The organism is Pseudomonas sp. Pseusp16, assembly GCF_047324915.1.
Taxonomy (GTDB): domain Bacteria; phylum Pseudomonadota; class Gammaproteobacteria; order Pseudomonadales; family Pseudomonadaceae; genus Aquipseudomonas; species Aquipseudomonas fluorescens_CD.
Window position 1 is genome coordinate 6575041 of the sequence record NZ_CP168522.1, and the last position, 22854, is coordinate 6597894.

A 22854-nucleotide genomic window follows, 5' to 3' on the forward strand; every position below is an offset into this window, starting at 1 on the left:
ATGGAACGCATCGATCATGCTTTGCCGTGGAGCCATCTGGGCAGCGAACGCCAAATTTCGGTGTTCCGCTTCGGTAGCGGCGAGCGCAAGGCCTACATCCAGGCCAGCCTCCATGCCGATGAATTGCCGGGCATGCGCACAGCGTTCGAGCTGAAAAAGCGTCTGGCCGAACTCGAAGCCCAGGGCTTGCTCAACGGTGTGATCGAACTGGTGCCGGTGGCCAATCCGCTGGGCCTCGGTCAACTGCTTCAGGGCAATCACCAGGGGCGTTTCGAAGCGGGCAGCGGCAAGAATTTCAACCGCGATTTCGTCGAGTTGAGCGCGCCGGTTGCGGCTGCGTTGGCAGAGAGCCTCGGTGATGATCCGCACGCCAACATTCGCCTGATCCGTCAGGCGATGGCCGATCATCTGGCCGCGTTGCCTGAGGCGAGCAGCCAGTTGCAAGGCATGCAGCGTGTGCTGCTCAGCCACGCCTGCACCGCCGATGTCGTGCTGGATCTGCATTGCGATGCCGAAGCGGCGCTGCACATGTATGCCTTGCCGCAGCACTGGCCGCAGTGGCGTTCGCTGGCTGCGCACCTGAATGTGCGGGTCGGATTGCTGGCGGAGGATTCCGGCGGCAGTTCGTTCGACGAAGCCTGTTCGTTGCCGTGGTTGCGTCTGTCGCGTCTGTTCCCGGAAGCAAAGATTCCGCTGGCCTGTCTGGCGACTACCATTGAATTAGGGGGGCAGGCCGACACCGGTCGTGCCGAAGCCTGCGCCCACGCCGAAGGCATTCTGGCGTTCCTCGCCGAGCAAGGCCTGATCGGCGGTGAATGGCCGAAACCTGCGCAAGAGCCTTGCGAAGGCATGCCGTTCGAAGGCACCGAGTTGTTGTTGGCACCACACCCTGGTGTGGTGAGTTTCCTGCGCAAACCCGGCGAGTGGGTTGAAGCGGGCGACGAGATTTTTGAAGTGATCGATCCGTTGGCGGATCGGGTCAGCACGGTGTGTGCTGGTACGTCCGGGGTGCTGTTTGCCATTGAACGGCTGCGTTATGCCCAACCCGGTTTCTGGCTGGCCAAGGTGGCGGGGCGCGAAGCGCTGCGTCACGGGCGCTTGCTCAACGACTGACTGACTGTTTTTGTGAGAACCGACCGCATGTACAAACTTGAAGTCCAAGACCTGCATAAACGCTATGGCAGTCACGAAGTGCTCAAGGGCGTGTCCCTGAAAGCGGCAGCCGGCGATGTGATCAGCATCATCGGCTCCAGTGGCTCCGGCAAAAGTACCTTCCTGCGTTGCATCAACCTGCTGGAGCAGCCGCACGCGGGCAAGATCCTGCTCAACAACGAAGAGTTGAAGCTGGTGGCGAACAAGGACGGCGCACTGAAGGCTGCCGACCCGAAACAGCTGCAACGCATGCGTTCGCGCCTGTCGATGGTGTTCCAGCATTTCAACCTGTGGTCGCACATGACCGCGCTGGAAAACATCATGGAAGCGCCGGTGCACGTGCTGGGCGTGTCCAAGGCTGAAGCTCGCGAGAAAGCCGAACACTACCTGAACAAGGTGGGCGTGGCGCATCGCAAGGATGCTTACCCAGGCCACATGTCCGGCGGCGAGCAGCAGCGCGTGGCGATTGCCCGTGCGCTGGCGATGGAACCGGAAGTGATGCTGTTCGACGAACCGACCTCGGCGCTGGACCCGGAGTTGGTTGGCGACGTGCTGAAAGTCATGCAGGCCCTGGCCCAGGAAGGCCGGACCATGGTGGTGGTGACCCACGAAATGGGCTTCGCCCGTGAAGTGTCGAACCAGTTGGTGTTCCTGCACAAAGGTGTGGTCGAAGAAAGCGGCAACCCGCGTGAAGTGCTGGTGAACCCGCAATCCGAGCGTCTGCAGCAATTCCTCTCGGGTAGCCTGAAGTAATCAGAACTGCCGTTGTGCACCGCGATAGTGCATGCTTCGCAGTCCAAAGGCTGGCCCCGTTCCCCTGTGGGAGCGGGCTTGCTCGCGAAAGCGTAGTGTCAGTCACAACTAATGTTGGCTGACACACCGCCTTCGCGAGCAAGCCCGCTCCCACATTTGATCTTTGCCGGTTTTGCGATTTGTGTACATTTACGGGCTAGCATTGGCCCATGCCTTCATCACTGTTCTTCGCTTCGGATCGCTCGCCCATGACTGCCCATCGAATTGGTTTCCTGATTTGGCCCAGCACTAAAGCACTGACGCTTGCGCTGGCTGAGGAGGCCTTGCGTGTTGCCCAGCGTGTGCATCCGGACGTTGTCTACGAACTGTCGTTCCTGCAGGCCGAACTGCCAACCGAAGGTGCCTGGCAATTGCCGGGTGAACCGTGGGCCGGCAAGCTGGAGAACTTGCAGAAGCTGTTCCTGCTCGCCGACGAACCCCCGACCGCATTGGCGCCGGCACTCAGCAGTGCGCTCAAGCAACTGGTGCGTTCCGGTTGCGTGATCGGTGGTCTGTCGGCCGGTGTGTATCCGTTGGCGCAGCTTGGTTTGCTCGACGGTTATCGTGCGGCCGTGCACTGGCGCTGGCAGGACGATTTCGCCGAGCGTTTCCCGAAAGTCATTGCCACCAGTCACCTGTTCGACTGGGATCGCGATCGTCTGACCGCGTGCGGCGGCATGTCGGTGCTCGATTTGCTACTGGCGGTGCTGGCCCGTGATCACGGTGCGGAACTGGCCGGTGCGGTGTCGGAAGAACTGGTAGTCGAGCGCATCCGCGAGGGCGGCGAGCGCCAGCGCATTCCGTTGCAGAACCGCCTCGGTTCCAGCCATCCGAAGCTCACGCAAGCCGTGCTGCTGATGGAAGCCAACATCGAAGAGCCGCTGACCACCGACGAAATCGCCCAGCACGTGTGTGTGTCCCGTCGGCAACTGGAGCGGATCTTCAAGCAATACCTCAACCGTGTGCCGAGCCAGTACTACCTGGAGCTGCGCCTGAACAAGGCCCGGCAGATGTTGATGCAAACCAGCAAGTCGATCATCCAGATCGGCCTGTCCTGTGGCTTCTCCTCGGGGCCGCATTTCTCCAGCGCCTATCGCAATTTCTTCGGTGCCACGCCGCGGGAAGATCGCAACCAGCGGCGCAGCAGCAGCCCGTTCGAATTGTCGTCGGTGCCGCCGGAGCGCGGTTAACCCTCGGCTGACAAGGGTCATGGGTTTAGCATCCATGACCTGCTCGAGGGTTTAGTCAATTTCTATCTATATACATTGGCATCGTGCCAATCCTTGGGCGCTGAACAATGCCCAGGCAAATCCGTGCGCGATGATAAAGCTGTGGCGCAGGGTCAGAGCGCGAGCCGGTTCGGCAAATCTAATCCTGGCAACCCTGCCGTTAACGTTGTCAGCCAGTTAAACTGCGCCTTTGCGACCCTATATGTCGCATTGCCGTAAACCCGGGAAAATCCGGGGTTTGCGCTATAAGAAGTTGTCGCTTGGCGGCAAGGCCGGGCTGAAAACTGTCCTTACAATCCCCCCATCGCTCGCCAGTTTCAGGCGGGTGTTCCTCTTCAGGAGACTCCGATGTCCGTTGATCACGCTGCGGTAGAACGCGCCGATTTCGACCAGGTAATGGTTCCCAACTACGCGCCTGCCGCTTTCATTCCAGTGCGTGGCGCCGGTTCCCGCGTTTGGGACCAGTCCGGTCGCGAGCTGATCGACTTTGCCGGCGGGATTGCCGTTAACGTATTGGGCCACGCGCATCCGGCGCTGGTCGGTGCCTTGACCGAGCAGGCGAACAAGCTGTGGCACGTGTCCAACGTGTTCACCAACGAGCCGGCCTTGCGCCTGGCCCATAAGCTGGTCGATGCCACCTTTGCCGACCGCGCTTTCTTCTGCAACTCCGGCGCCGAAGCCAACGAGGCCGCTTTCAAGCTGGCCCGCCGTGTCGGTCACGACCGTTTCGGCAGCGAGAAGTACGAAATCATCGCCGCGCTCAACAGCTTTCACGGCCGTACCCTGTTCACCGTGAACGTCGGTGGCCAGTCGAAGTACTCCGACGGTTTCGGTCCGAAAATCACTGGCATCAGCCACGTGCCGTACAACGATCTGGCTGCCCTGAAAGCCGCCATTTCCGACAAGACCTGCGCTGTCGTACTGGAGCCGATCCAGGGCGAAAGCGGTGTCATCCCGGCCGAACTCGAATACCTGCAAGGTGCCCGCGAGCTGTGCACCGCGCACAACGCACTGCTGATATTCGACGAAGTGCAAACCGGTATGGGCCGTACTGGCCATCTGTTTGCCTACCAGCATTACGGCGTGATCCCGGACATCCTGACCAGCGCCAAGAGCCTGGGCGGCGGTTTCCCGATCGCAGCCATGCTGACCACCGAAGACCTGGCCAAGCACCTGGTCGTTGGCACCCACGGCACCACCTACGGCGGCAACCCGTTGGCGTGCGCTGTCGCGGAAGCTGTAATCGACGTGATCAACACCCCTGAAGTGCTGGCTGGCGTGAGCGCCAAGCACGACAAGTTCAAGGTGCGTCTTGAGCAGATCGGCGAAAAATACGGCCTGTTCACCAAGGTCCGTGGCATGGGCCTGTTGATCGGTTGTGTCTTGAGCGATGCCTGGAAAGGCAAGGCCAAGGACATCTTCAACGCCGCTGAAAAAGAAGGCCTGATGGTGCTGCAAGCCGGCCCGGACGTAGTGCGCTTCGCGCCGAGCCTGGTGGTTGAAGACGCGGACATCGACGAAGGCCTGGACCGCTTCGAGCGCGCCGCGGCAAAACTGACGCAAGCCTGATAGACCCTTCGACGCCTGACCTTTCAGGCGTCGAACCGAATTTTTATGCCGGGCCCGGAACACAATGTGGGAGCGGGCTTGCTCGCGAAGGCGGTGTATCAGTCAACATCGTTGCTGTCTGACGCACCGCCTTCGCGAGCAAGCCCGCTCCCACATCAGTCCGAGTGTTTTCAATGACTACCCGGTTATTTTTCCTCAAAGAGTTTTAGAAAAAGGAGTGACACCATGCTGGTGATGCGCCCCGCGCAAATGGCTGATCTGGGCGAGGTACAGCGTCTGGCTGCGGACAGTCCGATTGGTGTCACTTCCTTGCCGGATGACGTTGAGCGCCTGAGCGACAAGATCGCGGCAAGCGAGGCCTCGTTTGCCGCCGAAGTGAGCTTCAATGGAGAGGAAAGCTATTTCTTCGTCCTCGAAGACACTGCCACCGGCAAACTGGTCGGTTGCTCGGCCATCGTGGCGTCGGCCGGTTACTCCGAGCCGTTCTACAGCTTCCGCAACGAAACGTTCGTGCACGCTTCCCGCGAGCTGAAGATTCACAACAAGATCCACGTGCTCTCGCAGTGCCATGACCTGACCGGCAACAGCTTGCTGACCAGTTTCTACGTGCAGCGCGATCTGGTGGGTTCGCCGTGGTCGGAGCTCAACTCCCGTGGCCGCCTGCTGTTCGTGGCCAGCCATCCGGAGCGTTTTGCCGATTCCGTGGTGACCGAGATCGTCGGTTACAGCGACGAAAACGGCGACTCGCCATTCTGGGACGCCATCGGCCGCAACTTTTTCGACCTCAACTACGCTGAAGCCGAGCGTCTGTGCGGCCTGAAGAGCCGTACGTTCCTCGCCGAACTGATGCCGCATTACCCGATCTACGTGCCCCTGCTGCCGGACTCCGCGCAAGAAGCGATGGGCCAGGTGCACCCGCGGGCGCAGATCACCTTCGACATCCTGATGCGCGAAGGCTTCGAGACCGATCACTACATCGACATCTTCGATGGCGGCCCGACCCTGCATGCCCGTGTCTCGGGGATCCGTTCGATCGCCCAGAGCCGTGTGGTGCCGGTGAAGATTGGCGAGCCGGTCAAAGGCGTCGGTCGCCAGTATCTGGTTGCCAATGCCCAGTTGCAGGACTACCGCGCCGTCATGCTCGAGCTTGACTACGCGCCGGGTAAACCGGTGACCCTGGATCTGGAAGCGGCGGAAGCCCTGGGCGTCGGTGAAGGTGCCAGCGTGCGCCTGGTAGCGGTTTGACGCCTGCTCTGATCGCCAGAGAGTTTTGCCTAGAAAGCAGCGAAGTTTCACGGGTGGCGCAAGCGGCCCGTTTGAGGAGATAGCATGATCGTTCGTCCCGTACGCAGCAGCGATTTACCCGCTCTGATCGACCTGGCCCGCAGCACCGGCACCGGCCTGACTACCTTGCCGGCCAACGAAGAGCGGCTGGCCCATCGGGTCGGCTGGGCCGAGAAGACCTTTCGCGGCGAAGCCGGGCGGGGCGATGCGGACTACCTGTTCGTCCTCGAAGACGACAACGCTCGTGTGGTGGGCATTTCCGCCATCGCCGGCGCCGTCGGCCTGCGTGAGCCCTGGTACAACTTCCGGGTCGGTCTGACGGTCAGCGCTTCGCAAGAGCTGAACATCTATCGTGAAATCCCGACGCTGTTCCTGGCCAACGACCTGACCGGCAACTCCGAGCTGTGCTCGCTGTTCCTGCACGCCGATTACCGCAGCGGCCTCAACGGGCGCATGCTGTCCAAGGCGCGGATGCTGTTCATCGCCGAGTTCCCGCAGCTGTTCGGCAACAAGATCATTGCCGAAATGCGCGGTGTTTCCGACGAAGCCGGGCGTTCGCCGTTCTGGGAAAGCCTGGGCCGGCACTTCTTCAAGATGGAATTCAGCCAGGCCGACTACCTGACCGGCGTGGGCAACAAGGCGTTCATCGCCGAGCTGATGCCGAAATTCCCGCTGTACACCTGCTTCCTGTCGCCGGATGCGCGTAACGTCATCGGCCAGGTTCACCCGGACACCGAGCCGGCGCTGGCCATGCTCAAGAGCGAAGGTTTCAGCTACCAGGGCTACGTCGACATTTTCGACGCCGGCCCGGCCATTGAATGCGAAACCGGCAAGATCCGCGCCGTGCGTGACAGCCAGGCGCTGGTGCTGGCCGTTGGCACGCCGGGCGACGACGCCACGCCATTCATCATTCACAACCGCAAGCGCGAAGACTGCCGCATCACTGCCGCTCCGGCACGTCTGGCCGCCGGTACTTTGGTGGTCGACCCGCTGACCGCCAAACGTCTTCAACTCAACGCTGGCGATCAAGTGCGCGCCGTGGCGTTGTCCGCAGCTCGGGAGTCGAAATAATGAAGTCGCTTTACATCGCAGGTGAATGGCTGGCCGGTCAGGGCGAAGCCTTCGAGTCGCTGAACCCGGTGAGCCAGCAGGTGCTGTGGTCCGGCGTCGGTGCCACCGCCGCTCAGGTCGAGTCGGCTGTGCAGGCGGCGCGTCAGGCGTTCCCGGGCTGGGCGCGGCGCACCCTGGAAGAACGTATCTCGGTGCTGGAAGCCTTTGCGGCCGCGCTGAAGACTCATGCTGACGAATTGGCCCGCACCATCGGTGAAGAAACCGGCAAGCCTTTGTGGGAAGCGGCGACCGAAGTGACCAGCATGGTCAACAAGATCGCCATCTCGGTGCAGAGCTACCGCGAGCGTACCGGCGAGAAGAGCGGCCCGCTGGGCGATGCCACCGCCGTACTGCGCCACAAACCCCACGGTGTGGTGGCGGTGTTTGGTCCTTACAACTTCCCGGGTCACTTGCCGAACGGCCACATCGTGCCGGCATTGCTGGCGGGTAACAGCGTGCTGTTCAAACCGAGCGAGCTGACGCCGAAAGTGGCCGAACTGACGGTCAAGTGCTGGATCGAAGCCGGTCTGCCGGCTGGCGTATTGAACCTGCTGCAAGGCGCTCGCGAAACCGGCATCGCCCTGGCGGCGAACCCGGGCATCGACGGTCTGTTCTTCACCGGTTCCAGCCGTACCGGCAATCACCTGCACCAGCAGTTTGCCGGTCGTCCGGACAAGATCCTGGCGCTGGAAATGGGCGGCAACAACCCGCTGGTGGTCGATCAGGTCGCCGACCTCGATGCCGCGGTGTACACCATTATTCAGTCGGCGTTCATCTCCGCCGGCCAGCGCTGCACCTGTGCCCGCCGCTTGCTGGTACCGCAGGGCGCCTGGGGCGACTCGCTGCTGGCGCGCCTGGTGGCGGTCAGCGCGACTATTGAAGTCGGTGCCTTCGATCAGCAACCGGCGCCGTTCATGGGCTCGGTGGTGTCTCTCGGTGCAGCGAAAGCACTGATGGATGCCCAGGAACATCTGCTGGCCAATGGTGCCGTGGCACTGCTGGAAATGACCCAGCCACAGGCCCGGTCGGCCCTGCTGACCCCGGGTATTCTGGACGTGACCGCCGTCGCCGATCGTCCTGACGAAGAGCTGTTCGGCCCGTTGCTGCAAGTGATCCGCTACGCTGATTTTGAAGGGGCGATCGCTGAAGCCAACGACACCGCCTACGGTTTGGCCGCCGGTCTGCTGTCGGACTCCGAAGCGCGTTACCAGCAGTTCTGGCTGGAAAGCCGCGCCGGTATCGTCAACTGGAACAAACAACTGACCGGTGCGGCAAGCAGTGCGCCATTCGGCGGCGTCGGCGCCTCGGGCAACCATCGCGCCAGTGCCTATTACGCGGCAGATTACTGCGCGTACCCGGTGGCCTCGCTGGAAACGCCGAGCCTGGTCTTGCCAGCGGCCCTCACGCCTGGCGTGAAGATGGCGTAGCGCCCGTTCGCGAGCAAGCCCGCTCCCACAAGGACTGCGTCGAACACAAAATTTGTGAACACTGCTGAACCTGTGGGAGCGGGCTTGCTCGCGAAGGCCGCGACCCGGTCTTACTCAATTGTTACCTGAAGCCTATAACAACAGATTCTCGTGGAGCCTCGCTGATGAAATCCTATGAAGTCAATTTTGACGGTCTAGTGGGGCCGACCCATAACTACGGCGGCCTGTCCTACGGCAACGTCGCGTCCCAGAGCAACAGCCAGCAGTCCTCCAACCCCAAGGAAGCGGCGCTGCAAGGCCTGGCAAAAATGAAAGCGCTGATGGAAATGGGGTTCCAGCAGGGCGTACTGGCACCGCAAGAGCGCCCGGATGTGGCCGCACTGCGTCGCCTGGGCTTCGGCGGCACCGACGCTGAAGTGATCGAACGCGCTGCCAAAGACGCGATGCCGCTGCTGGTGGCCAGTTGCTCGGCCTCGAGCATGTGGGTGGCCAATGCCGCCACCGTCAGCCCGAGCGCTGACACGGCTGATGGCCGGGTGCATTTCACCGCCGCCAACCTCAACTGCAAATATCACCGCAGCATCGAACACCCGACTACCAGCCGCGTGCTGGGGGCGATGTTCGCTGACCAGAAACACTTCGCCCACCACGCCGCCTTGCCGGCCGTGGCGCAGTTCGGCGACGAAGGCGCGGCCAACCACACGCGTTTCTGCCGTGAGTACGGCGAAGCCGGCGTTGAGTTCTTCGTGTTCGGCCGCAGCGCGTTCGATACGCGCTACCCGGCTCCGCAGAAGTACCCGGCGCGCCAGACCCTCGAAGCGTCACAGGCCGTTGCCCGTTTGCATGGCTTGAGCGATGACGGCGTGGTCTACGCGCAGCAGAACCCGTCGGTGATCGATCAGGGTGTGTTCCACAACGACGTGATCGCCGTCGGCAACGGGGAAGTGCTGTTCTATCACGAGGACGCTTTCCTCGAGACCGAGCAGATGCTGGCCGAATTGCAGAGCAAACTCGCCAAGGTCGGTGGGAAATTTCAGTCTGTCTGCGTACCGCGTTCCGCGGTAAGCGTGGAGGACGCGGTTCGTTCCTACCTGTTCAATAGCCAGCTGCTGTCACGTCCTGACGGTTCCATGCTGTTGATCGTGCCGGAAGAATGCCGTGGCAACGAGCGTGTCTGGCAGTACTTGCAGGGGTTGACCAGCTCCGGCGGCCTGATCCGCGAAGTGAAAGTCTTCGATCTCAAGCAGAGCATGCAGAACGGCGGTGGCCCGGCTTGCCTGCGGTTGCGTGTCGCACTCAACGAAACCGAACTGGCGGCCGTCAATCCAGGGGTTATCATGACGGCACCGTTGTACGGCACTCTGACCGAATGGGTCGAGAAGCATTACCGCGACCGCATGACCGAAAACGATCTGGCGGACCCGCAATTGCTGCTTGAGTGCCGGACGGCACTGGATGAACTGACGCAAATCCTTAAACTGGGCGCGGTTTATCCATTCCAGATCAATTGATCGACGGCGCGCTGCCCCGCATGGCGGCGCGTCGCTTCATCTCAAACGAGAGCGTAATTACATGAGCGACAAACTGCAGCTGATCCTTGAAGACACTGACGGCACGCAACTGGAAACTTCCTGCACCCGCGTTGCGGTCATGTGGCAAGGCAAAGAGCTGTGGATCCAGCACGATGGCCGCGGCCAACTGCTGATCGGCGTGGACGTCGAAGAAGGCGATGCCGAATACGCAAACCTGTTGCTGCGCCCATTGGCGACTAATCTGGTAAGTCTGCAACTGGAGATGGAACCTGCCGACCTCACCGACGAGGAACACGTTCACGGCCCGGATTGCAACCACGATCATTAAGGAAACCGCTCTATGCTCGCCCTCGGCAAACTGCTTGAACTGACCCTCGCCGGTCGTGAACCGGCGGAGAAGACTCAACTGACTGTCGAAGGCGTGCGCATGCGCTGGTTGAGCGAAGGTGCGCTGGAAGTCCGGCCGCCCGAAGCGCGTGACAATGGCCTGGACCTGCTGCTGTCAGCGGGGATCCACGGCAACGAAACAGCGCCGATCGAGTTGCTCGATCGCCTGTTGCATGACATCGCCCGCGGCGACTTGAAGCCGCGCGCACGTATTCTGTTCCTGTTCGGCAACCCCGAAGCCATTCGCAAAGGCGAGCGTTTCATCGAACAGGACGTCAATCGGCTATTCAATGGCCGTCACGAACAAAGCAGCGGTTCCGAAGCCCTGCGCGCCTGTGAACTGGAGCGCCTGGCCGCGAGTTTCTTCAGCGTGCCGGATCGCCAGCGTCTGCACTACGACCTGCATACCGCGATCCGTGGCTCGAAAGTCGAGCAGTTCGCGTTGTACCCCTGGAAGGAAGGGCGCCAGCATTCGCGCCTAGAACTGGCTCGCTTGCGCGCCGCCGGCATGGAAGCGGTGTTGCTGCAGAACAAGCCGTCCATCGTGTTCAGCGCCTACACCTACGACAAGCTCGGTGCAGAGGCTTTCACCCTGGAGCTCGGCAAGGCACGGCCGTTCGGACAAAACGCCGGGGTCAATGTCTCGCTGCTGGAGGAACGCCTCAAGCAGATCATCGAAGGTGCCGAGCCGGAACTGACGGAAGCGGCACTGGACGGTTTGCAGCTGTACAGCGTGGCACGGGAAATCATCAAGCACAGCGACAGCTTCCGCTTGAACCTGCCGGCGGACATCGAGAATTTTTCCGAACTGGATGTGGGTTATCTGTTGGCGGAAGACATCGCCAATACCCGCTGGATCATCGAGGAAGAGGGCGCCCGGATCATTTTCCCGAACCCCAAGGTGAAGAATGGCCTGCGTGCCGGCATCCTGATCGTGCCGACCACCGACGAAAACCTGGTCTGATTACGGCATTTAACCTCTTCTGTAGGAGCGAGCTTGCTCGCGATGAATCTGAAAACGCCGCGGGGTGCCAGGCTTCCCGCGTTATCGTTGACGACCATCGCGAGCAAGCTCGCTCCTACAGGGAGAGGCGGTGTTTAGACGGCTACGGCACGCGGTTCAGTGCGGCGCAGCGCACGGATTTTCGACAACGTATCCGCACACGTCTTCGCCGCTTCCTGGCCTTTATGCACGAAATGCTCGAAGAAGAACTTCTGGTGCTCTTCGCCGGCATGGAAGTGGTGCGGGGTCAGGGACACCGAGAACACCGGCACTTCGGTTTCCAGCTGAACCTGCATCAGGCCGCTGACGACCGACTGGGCGACGAACTCGTGACGGTAGATCCCGCCGTCCACCACCAGGGCCGCGGCGACGATGCCGGCATAACGACCGGTCTTGGCCAGCAGCTTGGCGTGCAGGGGCATTTCAAAGGCACCGCCGACTTCGAAGAAATCGATGTCGGACTCCTGATAACCCTGGGCAATCATTTCGGCGACGAAGCCTTTACGGCTCTGGTCGACAATATCCTTGTGCCAGCAGGCCTGGATGAACGCAACGCGCTCGCCGTGGTGGTGTTTGCTTTTGCTGTCGATTGCGGTGGGTTGCATGTTCTGACTCCTGTTTGTGTGAAAAACAGGGCGTTATGAATCGAAGGGGATTCAAGGGTACGCACGCTCGCACGAATGCCGGCGGACGGCCCTTTGCTGGCAATCCCGTTCTCTCTTCATCCGGACTATGACCGTCGGCCCCGGGATCACACCGGGTCTGCTGACCTTGTTGCCAGGCACCGCCGAAGCCGTGCTGTCACCAAGCGCTCGCGGGCTATGCGCATTGCGCGCAATTACCGCCGGTGGGGAGTTGCACCCCGCCCTGAGAACGTTTTTGCCGCCGGAATGTTTGGCGGCGCAGCGTTTTTATCACATATTTGCGGTACGCGCATGGCCCCTTTTGGATGATTGTCATCGACTTTCCCGTTGGTTTAATCGGCCTTTTCCTGCGCAAGGGTTGATTAATCGTCGCCATGCCCGCAGTAATTCTTTCCTGAAAGGGATTTCCCCTGCTTACCGAGGCCAGATTCATGAGCGTTATCGATCTTCGCAGCGACACCGTCACTCAACCTTCCGCCGGCATGCTCGACGCGATGGCCAACGCCACCACTGGCGATGACGTGTATGGCGAAGACCCGACGGTCAATCACCTGGAAGCCGAGCTGGCCAGGCGCCTGGGGTTTGCCGCGGCGCTGTTCGTGCCGACCGGCACCATGAGCAACCTGCTGGGGTTGATGGCTCATTGCGAGCGCGGTGACGAGTATATCGTCGGTCAACAGGCCCACACCTATAAGTACGAAGGGGGTGGTGCAGCGGTACTCGGTTCGATCCAGCCGCAACCGCTGGAAGTGCAGGCCGATGGTTCGCTGGACTTGGCCCACGTCGCGGCGGCGATCAAGCCGGATGACTTCCACTTCGCCCGCACCCGGTTGCTGGCGCTGGAAAACACCATGCAGGGCAAGGTCCTGCCGCTGGAATACCTGGCGCGGGCACGCAGTTTTACCCGCGAGCATGGCTTGCAGTTGCACCTGGACGGCGCACGTTTGTATAACGCGGCAGTGAAGCTGGGGGTGGATGCCCGGGAAATCACCCAACATTTCGATTCTGTCTCGGTGTGCCTGTCCAAAGGGTTGGGCGCACCGGTCGGTTCGGTGCTGTGCGGCTCGGCCGAGTTGATTGGCAAGGCTCGGCGCCTGCGTAAAATGGTCGGTGGCGGCATGCGCCAGGCCGGGATTCTGGCGGCGGCAGGCCTGTATGCGCTGGATCACAACGTAGAGCGCCTGGCAGACGACCACGCCAACGCGCAATTGCTGGCCGAAGGCCTGCGCGGGGCGGGCTTCGAGGTCGAACCGGTGCAGACCAACATGGTTTACGTGCAGATGGGCGACAAGGCCGAGGCGCTCAAGGCGTTTGCCGCCGAGCGCGGGATCAAGCTCAGTGCCGCCGCGCGTCTGCGCATGGTCACGCACATGGACGTCAGCCGTGCGCAAATCGGGCAAGTCGTCGCGACATTCGTCGACTTTTCGCGCAAGTGATAGCGTTAGCGCTCCAATTGACCGTTTCTATCGTATAAACACGCTGTACCCCGCGCGCAGGGCCGATATAATGCGGCCCTTTGCCGTCGCTTCGTCTGTTGACGTTTCGAACAGGCCTTTGGCCGCAGCCTCCGTGGAAGAACCTAATGAAAAGCGCAGAAATCCGTGAAGCCTTCCTTCGCTTCTTCGAAGAGCAAGGCCACACCCGTGTAGCCTCCAGCTCTTTGATTCCGGGCAACGACCCAACCCTGCTGTTCACTAACGCGGGGATGAACCAGTTCAAGGACTGCTTCCTGGGCCAGGAAAAGCGCGCGTATACCCGCGCGGTCAGCAGCCAGAAATGCGTGCGCGCCGGCGGCAAGCACAACGACCTGGAAAACGTCGGTTATACCGCCCGTCACCACACCTTCTTTGAAATGCTGGGTAACTTCAGCTTTGGCGATTATTTCAAGCGTGACGCCATCAGCTACGCCTGGAACTTCCTGACTTCCGACAAGTGGCTGAACCTGCCGAAGGAAAAGCTCTGGGTCACCGTCTACGCCAGCGATGACGAGGCGTATGACATCTGGACCAAGGAAATCGGGGTTCCGGCCGAGCGTATGGTGCGCATCGGCGACAACAAGGGCGCGCCGTACGCCTCCGACAACTTCTGGACCATGGGCGATACCGGCCCGTGCGGTCCTTGCACCGAGATTTTCTACGATCACGGCGCCGACATCTGGGGTGGCCCACCGGGTTCGCCGGAAGAAGACGGCGACCGTTACATCGAGATCTGGAACAACGTGTTCATGCAGTTCAACCGCACCGCCGATGGCGTGCTGCACCCGCTGCCAGCGCCGTCGGTCGACACCGGCATGGGCCTGGAGCGGATCAGTGCGGTGCTGCAGCACGTTCACTCGAACTATGAAATCGACCTGTTCCAGAGCCTGCTGAGCGCATCGGCCAAGGCCATCGGTTGCACCAACGACGCTCAGGCTTCCCTGAAAGTCGTGGCTGACCACATCCGTTCCTGCGGTTTCCTGATCGCCGACGGCGTGCTGCCGTCCAACGAAGGCCGAGGCTACGTGCTGCGCCGGATCATCCGTCGCGCCTGCCGTCACGGTAACAAGCTGGGCGCCAAGGGCAGCTTCTTCTACCAGATCGTCGCGGCCCTGGTCGCCGAGATGGGCGAAGCCTTCCCGGAACTGAAATCCCAGCAGGCGCACATCGAGCGCGTACTGAAGGCCGAAGAAGAGCAGTTCGCCAAGACCCTGGAGCAGGGCCTGAAGATCCTCGAGCAGGATCTGGCCGAGCTCAAGGGCGACGTGGTGCCGGGCGACGTGGTGTTCAAGCTCTATGACACCTACGGTTTTCCGATGGACCTGACCGGCGACATCGCTCGCGAGCGCAGCCTGACCATCGACGAAGCAGGTTTTGAACGTGAGATGGAAGCCCAGCGCGTCCGTGCCCGTTCCGCCAGCTCCTTCGGCATGGACTACAACAGCCTGGTCAAGGTCGATGTGGACACCGAGTTCACGGGCTATACCGCTCACAGCGGTTCGGCAAAGATCGTTGCTCTCTATAAGGACGGGCAATCGGTCGACGTGTTGAATGAAGGCGAAGAGGGCGTGGTCGTTCTGAACCAGACGCCGTTCTATGCCGAATCCGGTGGTCAGATCGGTGATTGCGGCTTCCTCCAGGCTGGCGCTGCGCGTTTCGACGTGCGCGACACCACCAAGACCGGCGGTGCGTTCCTGCATCACGGTGTGCTGGATTCGGGTAGCCTGATTGTGGGTGCTCCGGTCGAGACTCATGTCGATGCCGAAGTGCGTCACGCGACGTCGCTGAACCACTCGGCGACTCACTTGCTGCACGCCGCATTGCGTCAGGTGCTGGGCGATCACGTTCAGCAGAAAGGCTCTCTGGTCGACAGTCAGCGCCTGCGCTTCGACTTCAGCCATTTCGAAGCCATCAAGCCTGAACAGCTCAAAGCGCTGGAAGACATCGTCAACGCCGAGATTCGCAAGAACTCCGAAGTTGAAACCGAAGAAACCGATATCGAAACCGCCAAGCAGAAAGGCGCCATGGCGCTGTTCGGCGAGAAGTACGGCGACAACGTGCGCGTGCTGAGCATGGGCGATTTCTCCGTCGAGCTGTGCGGTGGCATCCACGCCAACCGTACCGGCGACATCGGCCTGCTGAAAATCATCAGCGAAGGCGGTGTGGCATCGGGTGTGCGTCGTATCGAAGCTGTCACCGGTGCGCAAGCGCTGGCCTACTTGAATGCGGCGGAAGAACAACTCAAGGAAGCGGCCAGCCTGGTCAAGGGCAGTCGCGATAACCTGATCGACAAGCTGTCGGCTGTGCTGGAGCGCAACCGTCTGCTGGAAAAGCAACTCGAGCAGTTGCAAGCCAAGGCTGCCAGTGCCGCGGGCGACGATCTGTCGGCCCAGGCGCTGGACGTCAAGGACGTGAAAGTGCTGGCCGTGCGTCTGGACGGTCAGGATGGCAAGGCGCTGCTGGCGCTGGTCGATCAACTGAAAAACAAACTCGGCCGCGCAGTGATCCTGCTCGGCAGTGTCCATGAGGATAAGGTCGTTCTGGTTGCAGGCGTAACCAAAGACCTGACTGGCCAACTCAAAGCCGGTGATTTGATGAAGCAAGCCGCTGCGGCAGTGGGCGGGAAGGGCGGTGGTCGTCCAGACATGGCGCAAGGCGGCGGTACCGACGCCGGCGCACTGGATGCGGCACTGGCCCTGACCGTTCCGTTTGTAGAGCAGGGTCTATAAGGCAGTACTTGCGGCTCGCAGTCTAGTGGCGGGCCGCAATGCTGTTTGAGTGATTATTTGGGCGCCCTTCATGGGCAGAGGCGGCTTTGAAATGGCTTTGATCGTACAGAAATTTGGAGGCACCTCGGTCGGCACTGTCGAGAGAATCGAGCAGGTCGCCGACAAGGTTAAGAAATTCCGCGATGCCGGCGATGACCTGGTGGTTGTGCTGTCTGCAATGAGCGGCGAAACCAACCGTCTGATCGATCTGGCCAAGCAAATCAGTGGCGACGGTCAACCGGTTCCGCGCGAACTGGACGTGATCGTCTCCACCGGTGAGCAGGTGACGATTGCCCTGTTGGCCATGGCACTGATCAAGCGTGGCGTGCCGGCGGTGTCCTACACCGGCAACCAGGTGCGGATTCTGACGGATAGCGCTCACAATAAAGCGCGTATCCTGCAGATTGATGACCAGAAGATTCGCGGTGATCTGAAAGCGGGTCGTGTGGTAGTGGTCGCCGGTTTCCAGGGCGTCGACGAGCACGGCAATATCACCACCCTCGGTCGTGGCGGTTCCGACACCACCGGCGTTGCGCTGGCAGCAGCCCTGAAGGCTGACGAATGCCAGATCTATACCGACGTCGACGGTGTCTACACCACCGACCCGCGTGTGGTGTCCGTGGCTCAGCGCCTGGACAAGATCACCTTCGAAGAGATGCTGGAAATGGCCAGCCTCGGTTCCAAGGTGTTGCAGATCCGTGCGGTCGAGTTCGCCGGCAAGTACAACGTTCCGCTGCGCGTACTGCACAGCTTCAAGGAGGGTCCGGGCACCCTCATTACTATCGATGAAGAGGAAACCATGGAACAGCCGATCATTTCCGGTATCGCTTTCAACCGCGATGAAGCCAAGCTGACCATCCGTGGCGTGCCAGACATTCCGGGTGTTGCATTCAAGATTCTCGGCCCGATCAGTGCCGCGAACATTGAAGTCGACATGATCGTGCAGAACGTCGCGCACGATAACACCACCGACTTCACCTTCACCGTGCACCGCAACGACTACCAGGCGGCGCAAGCCGTGCTGGAAAAAACCGCTGGCGAGCTGGGTGCCCGTGAAGTCGTGGGCGACACCAAGATCGCCAAGGTGTCGATCGTCGGCGTTGGCATGCGTTCTCACGCAGGCGTCGCCAGCCGCATGTTCGAGGCCCTGGCCAAGGAAAGCATCAACATCCAGATGATCTCGACTTCGGAAATCAAAGTCTCCGTAGTGATCGAAGAGAAGTATCTGGAACTGGCTGTGCGCGCTCTGCACACGGCTTTCGAACTGGACGCACCGGCCCGCCAGGGCGAGTGATGCGTTTGCCAAAAGGCGCGGTCTGACCGCGCCTTTTGTTTTTTTGAATGGCGTGCCCCCCCGAGCCTGTTCTTTTGCTCGCGCTAGTCAATACTCAGGCATGTAGGGCTGCGACCGCTCCGGTTGTGGGTCGAGTGCCTTTTTTTTGCAGACTGTTGTCCCTGAAATGAAATGCGTGAGGAGAAAGGTATGCTGATTCTGACTCGTCGGTGCGCAGAAAGCCTGATTATCGGTGATGGCGAAATCACCGTGACCGTGCTCGGCGTCAAAGGAAATCAAGTGCGCATCGGTGTTAATGCCCCGAAAGAGGTGGCTGTTCACCGGGAGGAAATTTACCTGCGTATCAAGAAAGAGAAGGACGAAGAACCAAGCCATTAATTTTTATCGTTTTTTATGTTTGCAAACGGGGAAGAAGCTGGTTAATATACGCCCCGTGTTGCGGAGAGCTGGCCGAGTGGCCGAAGGCGCTCCCCTGCTAAGGGAGTACACCTCAAAAGGGTGTCGGGGGTTCGAATCCCCCGTTCTCCGCCATTATTTGCGTAGTACGTTGTAATCTGGCTTCTTCGGTAAGTTGTTGAAATTACTAGAAAAAGTGGTTGACATAGAGATTAGACGGCCTATAATGCGCGGCAACAAATGCACTCGTAGCTCAGCTGGATAGAGTACTCGGCTACGAACCGAGCGGTCACAGGTTCGAATCCTGTCGAGTGCACCATTTAAGAGTTGTTTGCAGTGATGTGAATAACTTGGCTTCAACCAGTTGTGATCTGGTCTAAAAACACAAATTGCACTCGTAGCTCAGCTGGATAGAGTACTCGGCTACGAACCGAGCGGTCACAGGTTCGAATCCTGTCGAGTGCACCATACAAACAAAAAGCCCGCCTTTAAAGCGGGCTTTTTGCCGTCCGGGATTTGGCTTTTCCCTTCGTGCATCCCCTCTCGTCGAACTCCACCTGTGCGCTGCGACCTCTCCGGGTGTCGTAACGGTAGGTCGTGGCTGAATTGCGAATACTGATCTTGTCTGGCTTGCCGAGCGCGCTTTCGACGTCTTGCTGGGTCATGCCCGCGACTACTCGCCGATTGATGATCGCCTCTCGGCGCTCCCTGGCGTTGATCAGGTTTCCACACTTGTCCTGCGTTTGGCCGACGACGGTTGGCTCTCTGCTTTTGATGTTCATCGCTGATGATTCGCGGGGTTCGGCCGGCGGCATAAGCGCCACCGTGCTGCCAGGTGTAAAGGCTCGCACGTCCTGAAGTGAAGCGCGTTCTCCCGCGGCACAGCTCAGCGTGGTGAAGGTGATGCGTCCATCGGCCGCTTCGCAGCGTTGAACGGTGGTGGCGAGCGCCAGGGGCAGGGGGCCGAGCATGCTGAGCAGTAAAAGGGGTTGTGCAATCAATGGCATCGGGCGTCCTCCATGACGTTCCTTTTCAAGAGTAGTGGCTACAATTTTCGAAGGGGGTGTGTTTTCTTTTCAGAATACGTCGTCGCATTTTCATGGATCAGGGCGATGCTCAAGATTGTTGTGCAAGCGCTTGTTTCAGCCACGATTTTTTAACGTTTAAAACCGTCAGGCGGTGTATCATTGCGCCCGTCAGCCCCGCCGGGGCTTGTGGAATACCTCCATGGACTTACCCAGTAGTTACTCAGTACCCCGTTTCACCAATCATGAATTGACTGATTGATCCTTCCGGCGTGCCCCGCTGCTGGGAGTGGAGTTCGCCTATGTCTGAAGTTGAAGTAAAGAAAACGCAGGAAAGCTTGCAGGATCGCCTGGCTCAGGTGGTTGAGTTGCTGCAGCGCCAGCGTGTGGTAGAAGACCTGACTCACCGCCAGGAAGGCCCGCATCATGACCGGGTCGAGAACCTGGTCCACCGGCAGAACCTTGTCGAGTTGCAACGCAAGCTCGATGACCTGCACTCCGCCGACGTCGCCTACATCCTTGAAGCCTTGCCGCTGGACGATCGTCTGACGCTCTGGCAATTGGTCAAGGCCGATCGCGACGGCGACATCCTTCTCGAAGTATCCGATTCGGTTCGTGAATCGCTGATCGCCGACATGGACGATCACGAGCTCCTGGCTGCGGCCAAGGACATGGATGCCGACGAACTCGCTGACCTGGCCTCCGAGCTGCCGCGAGACGTCGTCCATGAGCTCATGGAGACCCTCGACCAGCAACAACGCGAACGCGTGCGTTCGGCACTGTCCTACGACGAGGAACAGGTCGGTGCGTTGATGGACTTCGAGATGGTGACCATCCGCGAGGATGTCAGCCTTGAAGTGGTCTTGCGTTATCTGCGCCGTCTCAAGGAGTTGCCGGGCCATACCGATAAGCTGTTCGTGGTCGATTACGACGGCGTCCTCAAGGGTGTGTTGCCGATCAAGCGTTTGCTGGTCAACGATCCGGACAAACAGGTTGCCGAGGTGATGGCCAGCGATCCGGTGAGTTTTCACCCGGACGAAGACGCTTACGATGCTGCCCAGGCGTTCGAACGTTATGACTTGATCTCCGCGCCCGTGGTCGACAAGAACGGCAAGCTGATCGGTCGTCTGACCATCGATGAAATGGTCGACCTGATCCGTGAAGAGAGCGAAAGCGAAGTTCTCAACATGGCGGGTCTGCGTGAAGAAGAAGATATTTTTGCGTCGGTCTGGAAATCCCTGCGTAACCGTTGGGCCTGGCTGGCGATCAACCTGATTACCGCGTTCGTGGCTTCCCGGGTCATCGGTTTGTTTGAAGGTTCGATCGAGAAGCTCGTGGCGCTTGCGGCGTTGATGCCGATCGTGGCGGGGATCGGTGGTAACTCGGGCAACCAGACCATCACCATGATTGTTCGGGCCATGGCGCTGGACCAGGTGAGTACCGGTAATACCTCGCGCCTGATGCGCAAGGAATTGGCCGTCGCATTGATCAACGGCGTGATCTGGGGCGGGGTGATTGGTGCGGTTGCCTACCTGCTCTATGGCAGTTGGTCATTGGGCGTGGTGATGACCGCCGCGATGACGCTCAACTTGCTGCTGGCGGCGTTGATGGGGGTTTTGATCCCCATGACCCTGGCGAAGATGGGGCGCGATCCGGCAATGGGCGCCAGTGTGATGATTACTGCCATGACCGACAGCGGAGGCTTTTTCATCTTCCTCGGGCTGGCGACCATCTTCCTGCTCTGAGGTCCCGTTCATAGAAAACCCGCCTTTGGCGTAATGCTGTAGGAGCGAGCTTGCTCGCGATGGTCGTTAACGATGCCGCGTGTGTACTGACTAAACGCGGCGCTCTTGAGTCCATCGCGAGCAAGCTCGCTCCTACACCATCACGTTTTTGGCGGGTTTTTTTGGGTCTGAATTTCAGGCAAAAAAAAGCCAGCGATCAAGCTGGCTTGAGCTCTCTGCTTGAATCAGGACGCGTCGGCGGCCATTTCAGCATCATGCGCGATCAGCGAAACCAGGGCGTTCTGCTGTCGGTGGGAGAGTTGGCGGAAGCGCTGCAGCAGCTCCCGTTCGTGCAAGGAAAGCTCCGGGCTGTCCAGGCGCATGCTCAACTCTTCTCCCAGTGCGCCTTCCTGAATAAGACTCTGCTCAAGGCGCGCAATGATTTCGGAGTTCATGCTGCGATGATGATTGCGAGCCACCTCGGCAATGCGTTCACGCATTCCGTCTGGCAGACGTACGACGAATTTGTCAGCCGTACGGCTGGAATAAATTGCCTGTTTCAATGGGCGCATATATTTAACCGGTTAGTTCAGGGGAGCGGTTTTCGGGATTGGCCGCAGGATGTCTGATAGGACAAGCACTCTGACCAAATGTTCAACCTGAATTGATAGAGGCGCACATCATGCCTCAAACCAGCCAGATCCTTGGCGTCAATTCTATGACAAATATTGAACGGTATAAAGGCGTTCTGCCAGCACCAATTATCAGAAATGCGGATTGGTTTGAAAAGTTCGACCGGGCCGTATTGCTTGATGCATCCCCGCCCGACGAAAGATTTCTGACGGGAGGAATAAGCGGACTCGATCCCCGTTCCTTGCCTTTACAGGATAGTGGCAAATGGCCGATTTACTAGGGGAAGTCGTATGGAGGGGGCGAATTCGGGATGGATGGCAGGCTGTTGCAGCGGATTTTCCAGGCCGGGATTAACGCAGTACCGGATCAAACTTGATCTTGCGTCCGGCAATCAGCGCGAGCACGAACAGACTGGTGAAGACACCACAGGCGATCAGGGGGAGGGTGACGACCATGTCCTGGGTCAATGACAGATGAAAAATGCCGCTCGACAAGGCGAGGATGAAAAAACTCGCGGCTGATCTGGACATGCTGTGCTCCTGGTGGGGGATTCAAAATACCAAGCGTTCGGATGATGGCGCCGGTAGCAGGATGTTTTCCTGGCTCGCTTGCTGGCTGACAAATCCGTGCCGATCACTCAATTGCGCCAGTTGCGGTGCCTTCTGCAGCTGAAGGCAATGCGGCATACGTTGGGCAACCTGCGTAACGCTGCACTCGGGAATAAAATGAAATCCCGGTAAGACTGCCAGTACGATTGCATTCGAGAGTAAAAGAACGCTGTTCATGGCGCGGGCCTCGGTTGCTCTGTGAGACCAGTGGAAGCAGCGCGCATGCCAGAGTCTATCGGCAAATAAAATCTTTAAAAACAATGAATTAAGTTATTTTTTGGTAAGGCGCCATATTGCATTTTGCAAGGGTGGCTTTTTGCAGTGATGCAATTTGCACGGTAAACAAGTCCGCCCCCGGCTGAGGCGTCTGCCTACACTTAAAAAGCCCTACGGACGACATGACAAAAGCCGGCCCGGCCGTTAACATGCACGCCGTCCATCGCGCCGCGTTTCGTTGCGCCCGACTTGTGTCTCAGTAGCTCAATTGGATAGAGCATCCCCCTCCTAAGGGGAAGGTTGGCAGTTCGAACCTGCCCTGGGACACCATATTTCGCAGCTCCCCCCGCCTGCTTCAACGCTTCATTTTCACGACGTGTAGATAAAGTTCGACAAATTCAGGTACCTGGATTGATCGAATCCATCAACTCTACCTTCGCGACTTTCCATCTCCTCTCCCAAGTAGTCTGAATCTCCCATCCCGCCTGGGAGTATCGGCCGATGTGCAACCTCCGGTGCCTGTTCATAGTTGTGACCAATAGAACCGAAAATGGTCCACGGTCGGCCCCCGATGACTGGACCCGCT

General features: G+C 59.6%; 21 protein-coding genes, 4 tRNA genes and 1 riboswitch. Of the genes, 20 read left to right on the forward strand and 5 right to left on the reverse strand.

The window, feature by feature from the left end:
* From ACEN8Q_RS29875 to astE, 10 genes are all read left to right on the forward strand, one after another.
* On the forward strand, positions 1 to 1113 hold the full coding sequence (locus ACEN8Q_RS29875; RefSeq protein ID WP_413704127.1) for a M14 family metallopeptidase: 1113 nt from the start codon (positions 1 to 3) through the stop codon (positions 1111 to 1113).
* Positions 1114 to 1140: 27 nt separating this feature from the next.
* Entirely contained in the window at positions 1141 to 1905 is a 765-nt protein-coding gene (locus ACEN8Q_RS29880) for an ABC transporter ATP-binding protein (protein ID WP_007971015.1), read from the forward strand.
* A gap of 248 nt (positions 1906 to 2153) precedes the next feature.
* Complete coding sequence (argR, locus tag ACEN8Q_RS29885; protein WP_413428735.1) at positions 2154 to 3134, forward strand: transcriptional regulator ArgR; 981 nt, start codon at positions 2154 to 2156, stop codon at positions 3132 to 3134.
* A 387-nt stretch (positions 3135 to 3521) separates the two neighbouring features.
* Entirely contained in the window at positions 3522 to 4742 is a 1221-nt protein-coding gene (locus tag ACEN8Q_RS29890; protein ID WP_413428736.1) for an aspartate aminotransferase family protein, read from the forward strand.
* 225 nt (positions 4743 to 4967) lie between these two features.
* A complete protein-coding gene (aruF, locus tag ACEN8Q_RS29895) occupies positions 4968 to 5987 on the forward strand; it encodes an arginine/ornithine succinyltransferase subunit alpha (protein ID WP_008022780.1) in 1020 nt (339 codons plus the stop codon).
* 84 nt (positions 5988 to 6071) lie between these two features.
* Complete coding sequence (gene astA, locus ACEN8Q_RS29900) at positions 6072 to 7097, forward strand: arginine N-succinyltransferase (protein WP_008004226.1); 1026 nt, start codon at positions 6072 to 6074, stop codon at positions 7095 to 7097.
* Positions 7094 to 8563, forward strand: coding sequence for a succinylglutamate-semialdehyde dehydrogenase (gene astD / locus ACEN8Q_RS29905; RefSeq protein WP_413428479.1), 1470 nt, complete (start codon positions 7094 to 7096; stop codon positions 8561 to 8563). The genes astA and astD overlap by 4 nt, the downstream gene beginning before the upstream one ends.
* A 164-nt stretch (positions 8564 to 8727) precedes the next feature.
* Positions 8728 to 10074 (forward strand): N-succinylarginine dihydrolase, encoded by a 1347-nt coding sequence (gene astB, locus ACEN8Q_RS29910; protein WP_413428475.1) that lies wholly within the window; start codon positions 8728 to 8730, stop codon positions 10072 to 10074.
* Between the two features lie 61 nt (positions 10075 to 10135).
* A complete protein-coding gene (locus ACEN8Q_RS29915) occupies positions 10136 to 10423 on the forward strand; it encodes a hypothetical protein (RefSeq protein ID WP_057399070.1) in 288 nt (95 codons plus the stop codon).
* 12 nt (positions 10424 to 10435) lie between these two features.
* Positions 10436 to 11446 carry a succinylglutamate desuccinylase gene (gene astE, locus ACEN8Q_RS29920; RefSeq protein WP_413428476.1) on the forward strand — a complete coding sequence of 337 codons (1011 nt, stop codon included), beginning with the start codon at positions 10436 to 10438 and terminating at the stop codon, positions 11444 to 11446.
* A 134-nt stretch (positions 11447 to 11580) separates the two neighbouring features.
* Here the strand turns inward: astE and ACEN8Q_RS29925 are convergent, their stop codons facing one another.
* Complete coding sequence (locus ACEN8Q_RS29925; protein ID WP_413428477.1) at positions 11581 to 12090, reverse strand: 6,7-dimethyl-8-ribityllumazine synthase; 510 nt, start codon at positions 12088 to 12090, stop codon at positions 11581 to 11583.
* 103 nt (positions 12091 to 12193) lie between these two features.
* Positions 12194 to 12364, reverse strand: a riboswitch (FMN riboswitch).
* Positions 12365 to 12560: 196 nt separating this feature from the next.
* Between ACEN8Q_RS29925 and ltaE the strand changes: the two genes are divergently transcribed.
* From ltaE to ACEN8Q_RS29960, 7 genes are all read left to right on the forward strand, one after another.
* Positions 12561 to 13565, forward strand: a complete 1005-nt coding sequence (gene ltaE / locus ACEN8Q_RS29930; protein WP_413428478.1) for a low-specificity L-threonine aldolase — start codon at positions 12561 to 12563, stop codon at positions 13563 to 13565.
* Positions 13566 to 13711: 146 nt separating this feature from the next.
* A complete protein-coding gene (gene alaS, locus ACEN8Q_RS29935) occupies positions 13712 to 16333 on the forward strand; it encodes an alanine--tRNA ligase (protein ID WP_413704128.1) in 2622 nt (873 codons plus the stop codon).
* 91 nt (positions 16334 to 16424) lie between these two features.
* On the forward strand, positions 16425 to 17666 hold the full coding sequence (locus tag ACEN8Q_RS29940) for an aspartate kinase (RefSeq protein ID WP_057399075.1): 1242 nt from the start codon (positions 16425 to 16427) through the stop codon (positions 17664 to 17666).
* Between the two features lie 189 nt (positions 17667 to 17855).
* On the forward strand, positions 17856 to 18044 hold the full coding sequence (csrA, locus tag ACEN8Q_RS29945) for a carbon storage regulator CsrA (RefSeq protein ID WP_002554426.1): 189 nt from the start codon (positions 17856 to 17858) through the stop codon (positions 18042 to 18044).
* Positions 18045 to 18106: 62 nt separating this feature from the next.
* Positions 18107 to 18197, forward strand: a tRNA-Ser gene (locus ACEN8Q_RS29950).
* A gap of 107 nt (positions 18198 to 18304) precedes the next feature.
* A tRNA-Arg gene (locus tag ACEN8Q_RS29955) sits at positions 18305 to 18381 on the forward strand.
* A gap of 72 nt (positions 18382 to 18453) precedes the next feature.
* Positions 18454 to 18530: transfer RNA gene (locus ACEN8Q_RS29960), tRNA-Arg, on the forward strand.
* A gap of 20 nt (positions 18531 to 18550) precedes the next feature.
* On the opposite strand, the gene ACEN8Q_RS29965 is transcribed toward ACEN8Q_RS29960, so the two are convergent.
* Positions 18551 to 19069, reverse strand: coding sequence for a cell envelope protein SmpA (locus ACEN8Q_RS29965; RefSeq protein WP_413704129.1), 519 nt, complete (start codon positions 19067 to 19069; stop codon positions 18551 to 18553).
* A gap of 320 nt (positions 19070 to 19389) precedes the next feature.
* Here ACEN8Q_RS29965 and mgtE point away from each other — a divergent pair, with 320 nt between their 5' ends.
* Positions 19390 to 20832: a magnesium transporter gene (gene mgtE, locus ACEN8Q_RS29970; protein ID WP_413704130.1), complete on the forward strand. Its 1443-nt coding sequence runs from the start codon at positions 19390 to 19392 to the stop codon at positions 20830 to 20832.
* Positions 20833 to 21056: 224 nt separating this feature from the next.
* Here the strand turns inward: mgtE and ACEN8Q_RS29975 are convergent, their stop codons facing one another.
* A complete protein-coding gene (locus ACEN8Q_RS29975) occupies positions 21057 to 21383 on the reverse strand; it encodes an Arc family DNA-binding protein (protein ID WP_003178899.1) in 327 nt (108 codons plus the stop codon).
* Positions 21384 to 21493: 110 nt separating this feature from the next.
* Here ACEN8Q_RS29975 and ACEN8Q_RS29980 point away from each other — a divergent pair, with 110 nt between their 5' ends.
* Positions 21494 to 21724 carry a hypothetical protein gene (locus tag ACEN8Q_RS29980; RefSeq protein ID WP_413705532.1) on the forward strand — a complete coding sequence of 77 codons (231 nt, stop codon included), beginning with the start codon at positions 21494 to 21496 and terminating at the stop codon, positions 21722 to 21724.
* 70 nt (positions 21725 to 21794) lie between these two features.
* Here ACEN8Q_RS29980 and ACEN8Q_RS29985 read toward each other — a convergent pair whose 3' ends face one another.
* Positions 21795 to 21974, reverse strand: coding sequence for a PA3371 family protein (locus ACEN8Q_RS29985; protein WP_085717172.1), 180 nt, complete (start codon positions 21972 to 21974; stop codon positions 21795 to 21797).
* Between the two features lie 21 nt (positions 21975 to 21995).
* Positions 21996 to 22229 carry a hypothetical protein gene (locus ACEN8Q_RS29990; RefSeq protein ID WP_413704131.1) on the reverse strand — a complete coding sequence of 78 codons (234 nt, stop codon included), beginning with the start codon at positions 22227 to 22229 and terminating at the stop codon, positions 21996 to 21998.
* Positions 22230 to 22521: 292 nt separating this feature from the next.
* On the opposite strand from ACEN8Q_RS29990, the gene ACEN8Q_RS29995 reads away from it, so the two are divergent.
* Positions 22522 to 22598: transfer RNA gene (locus tag ACEN8Q_RS29995), tRNA-Arg, on the forward strand.
* Positions 22599 to 22854: the final 256 nt, after the last annotated feature.

Excerpts from the sequence above, each read along its gene's own strand:
- ACEN8Q_RS29875 (WP_413704127.1), top strand. The coding sequence starts at position 1 with ATGGAACGCATCGATCATGCTTTGCCGTGGAGCCATCTGGGCAGCGAA.
- ACEN8Q_RS29880 (WP_007971015.1), top strand. The coding sequence starts at position 1,141 with ATGTACAAACTTGAAGTCCAAGACCTGCATAAACGCTATGGCAGTCAC.
- argR (WP_413428735.1), top strand. The coding sequence starts at position 2,154 with ATGACTGCCCATCGAATTGGTTTCCTGATTTGGCCCAGCACTAAAGCA.
- ACEN8Q_RS29890 (WP_413428736.1), top strand. The coding sequence starts at position 3,522 with ATGTCCGTTGATCACGCTGCGGTAGAACGCGCCGATTTCGACCAGGTA.
- aruF (WP_008022780.1), top strand. The coding sequence starts at position 4,968 with ATGCTGGTGATGCGCCCCGCGCAAATGGCTGATCTGGGCGAGGTACAG.
- astA (WP_008004226.1), top strand. The coding sequence starts at position 6,072 with ATGATCGTTCGTCCCGTACGCAGCAGCGATTTACCCGCTCTGATCGAC.
- astB (WP_413428475.1), top strand. The coding sequence starts at position 8,728 with ATGAAATCCTATGAAGTCAATTTTGACGGTCTAGTGGGGCCGACCCAT.
- ACEN8Q_RS29915 (WP_057399070.1), top strand. The coding sequence starts at position 10,136 with ATGAGCGACAAACTGCAGCTGATCCTTGAAGACACTGACGGCACGCAA.
- astE (WP_413428476.1), top strand. The coding sequence starts at position 10,436 with ATGCTCGCCCTCGGCAAACTGCTTGAACTGACCCTCGCCGGTCGTGAA.
- ACEN8Q_RS29925 (WP_413428477.1), bottom strand. The coding sequence starts at position 12,090 with ATGCAACCCACCGCAATCGACAGCAAAAGCAAACACCACCACGGCGAG.
- ltaE (WP_413428478.1), top strand. The coding sequence starts at position 12,561 with ATGAGCGTTATCGATCTTCGCAGCGACACCGTCACTCAACCTTCCGCC.
- alaS (WP_413704128.1), top strand. The coding sequence starts at position 13,712 with ATGAAAAGCGCAGAAATCCGTGAAGCCTTCCTTCGCTTCTTCGAAGAG.
- ACEN8Q_RS29940 (WP_057399075.1), top strand. The coding sequence starts at position 16,425 with ATGGCTTTGATCGTACAGAAATTTGGAGGCACCTCGGTCGGCACTGTC.
- csrA (WP_002554426.1), top strand. The coding sequence starts at position 17,856 with ATGCTGATTCTGACTCGTCGGTGCGCAGAAAGCCTGATTATCGGTGAT.
- ACEN8Q_RS29965 (WP_413704129.1), bottom strand. The coding sequence starts at position 19,069 with ATGCCATTGATTGCACAACCCCTTTTACTGCTCAGCATGCTCGGCCCC.
- mgtE (WP_413704130.1), top strand. The coding sequence starts at position 19,390 with ATGTCTGAAGTTGAAGTAAAGAAAACGCAGGAAAGCTTGCAGGATCGC.
- ACEN8Q_RS29975 (WP_003178899.1), bottom strand. The coding sequence starts at position 21,383 with ATGCGCCCATTGAAACAGGCAATTTATTCCAGCCGTACGGCTGACAAA.
- ACEN8Q_RS29980 (WP_413705532.1), top strand. The coding sequence starts at position 21,494 with ATGCCTCAAACCAGCCAGATCCTTGGCGTCAATTCTATGACAAATATT.
- ACEN8Q_RS29985 (WP_085717172.1), bottom strand. The coding sequence starts at position 21,974 with ATGTCCAGATCAGCCGCGAGTTTTTTCATCCTCGCCTTGTCGAGCGGC.
- ACEN8Q_RS29990 (WP_413704131.1), bottom strand. The coding sequence starts at position 22,229 with ATGAACAGCGTTCTTTTACTCTCGAATGCAATCGTACTGGCAGTCTTA.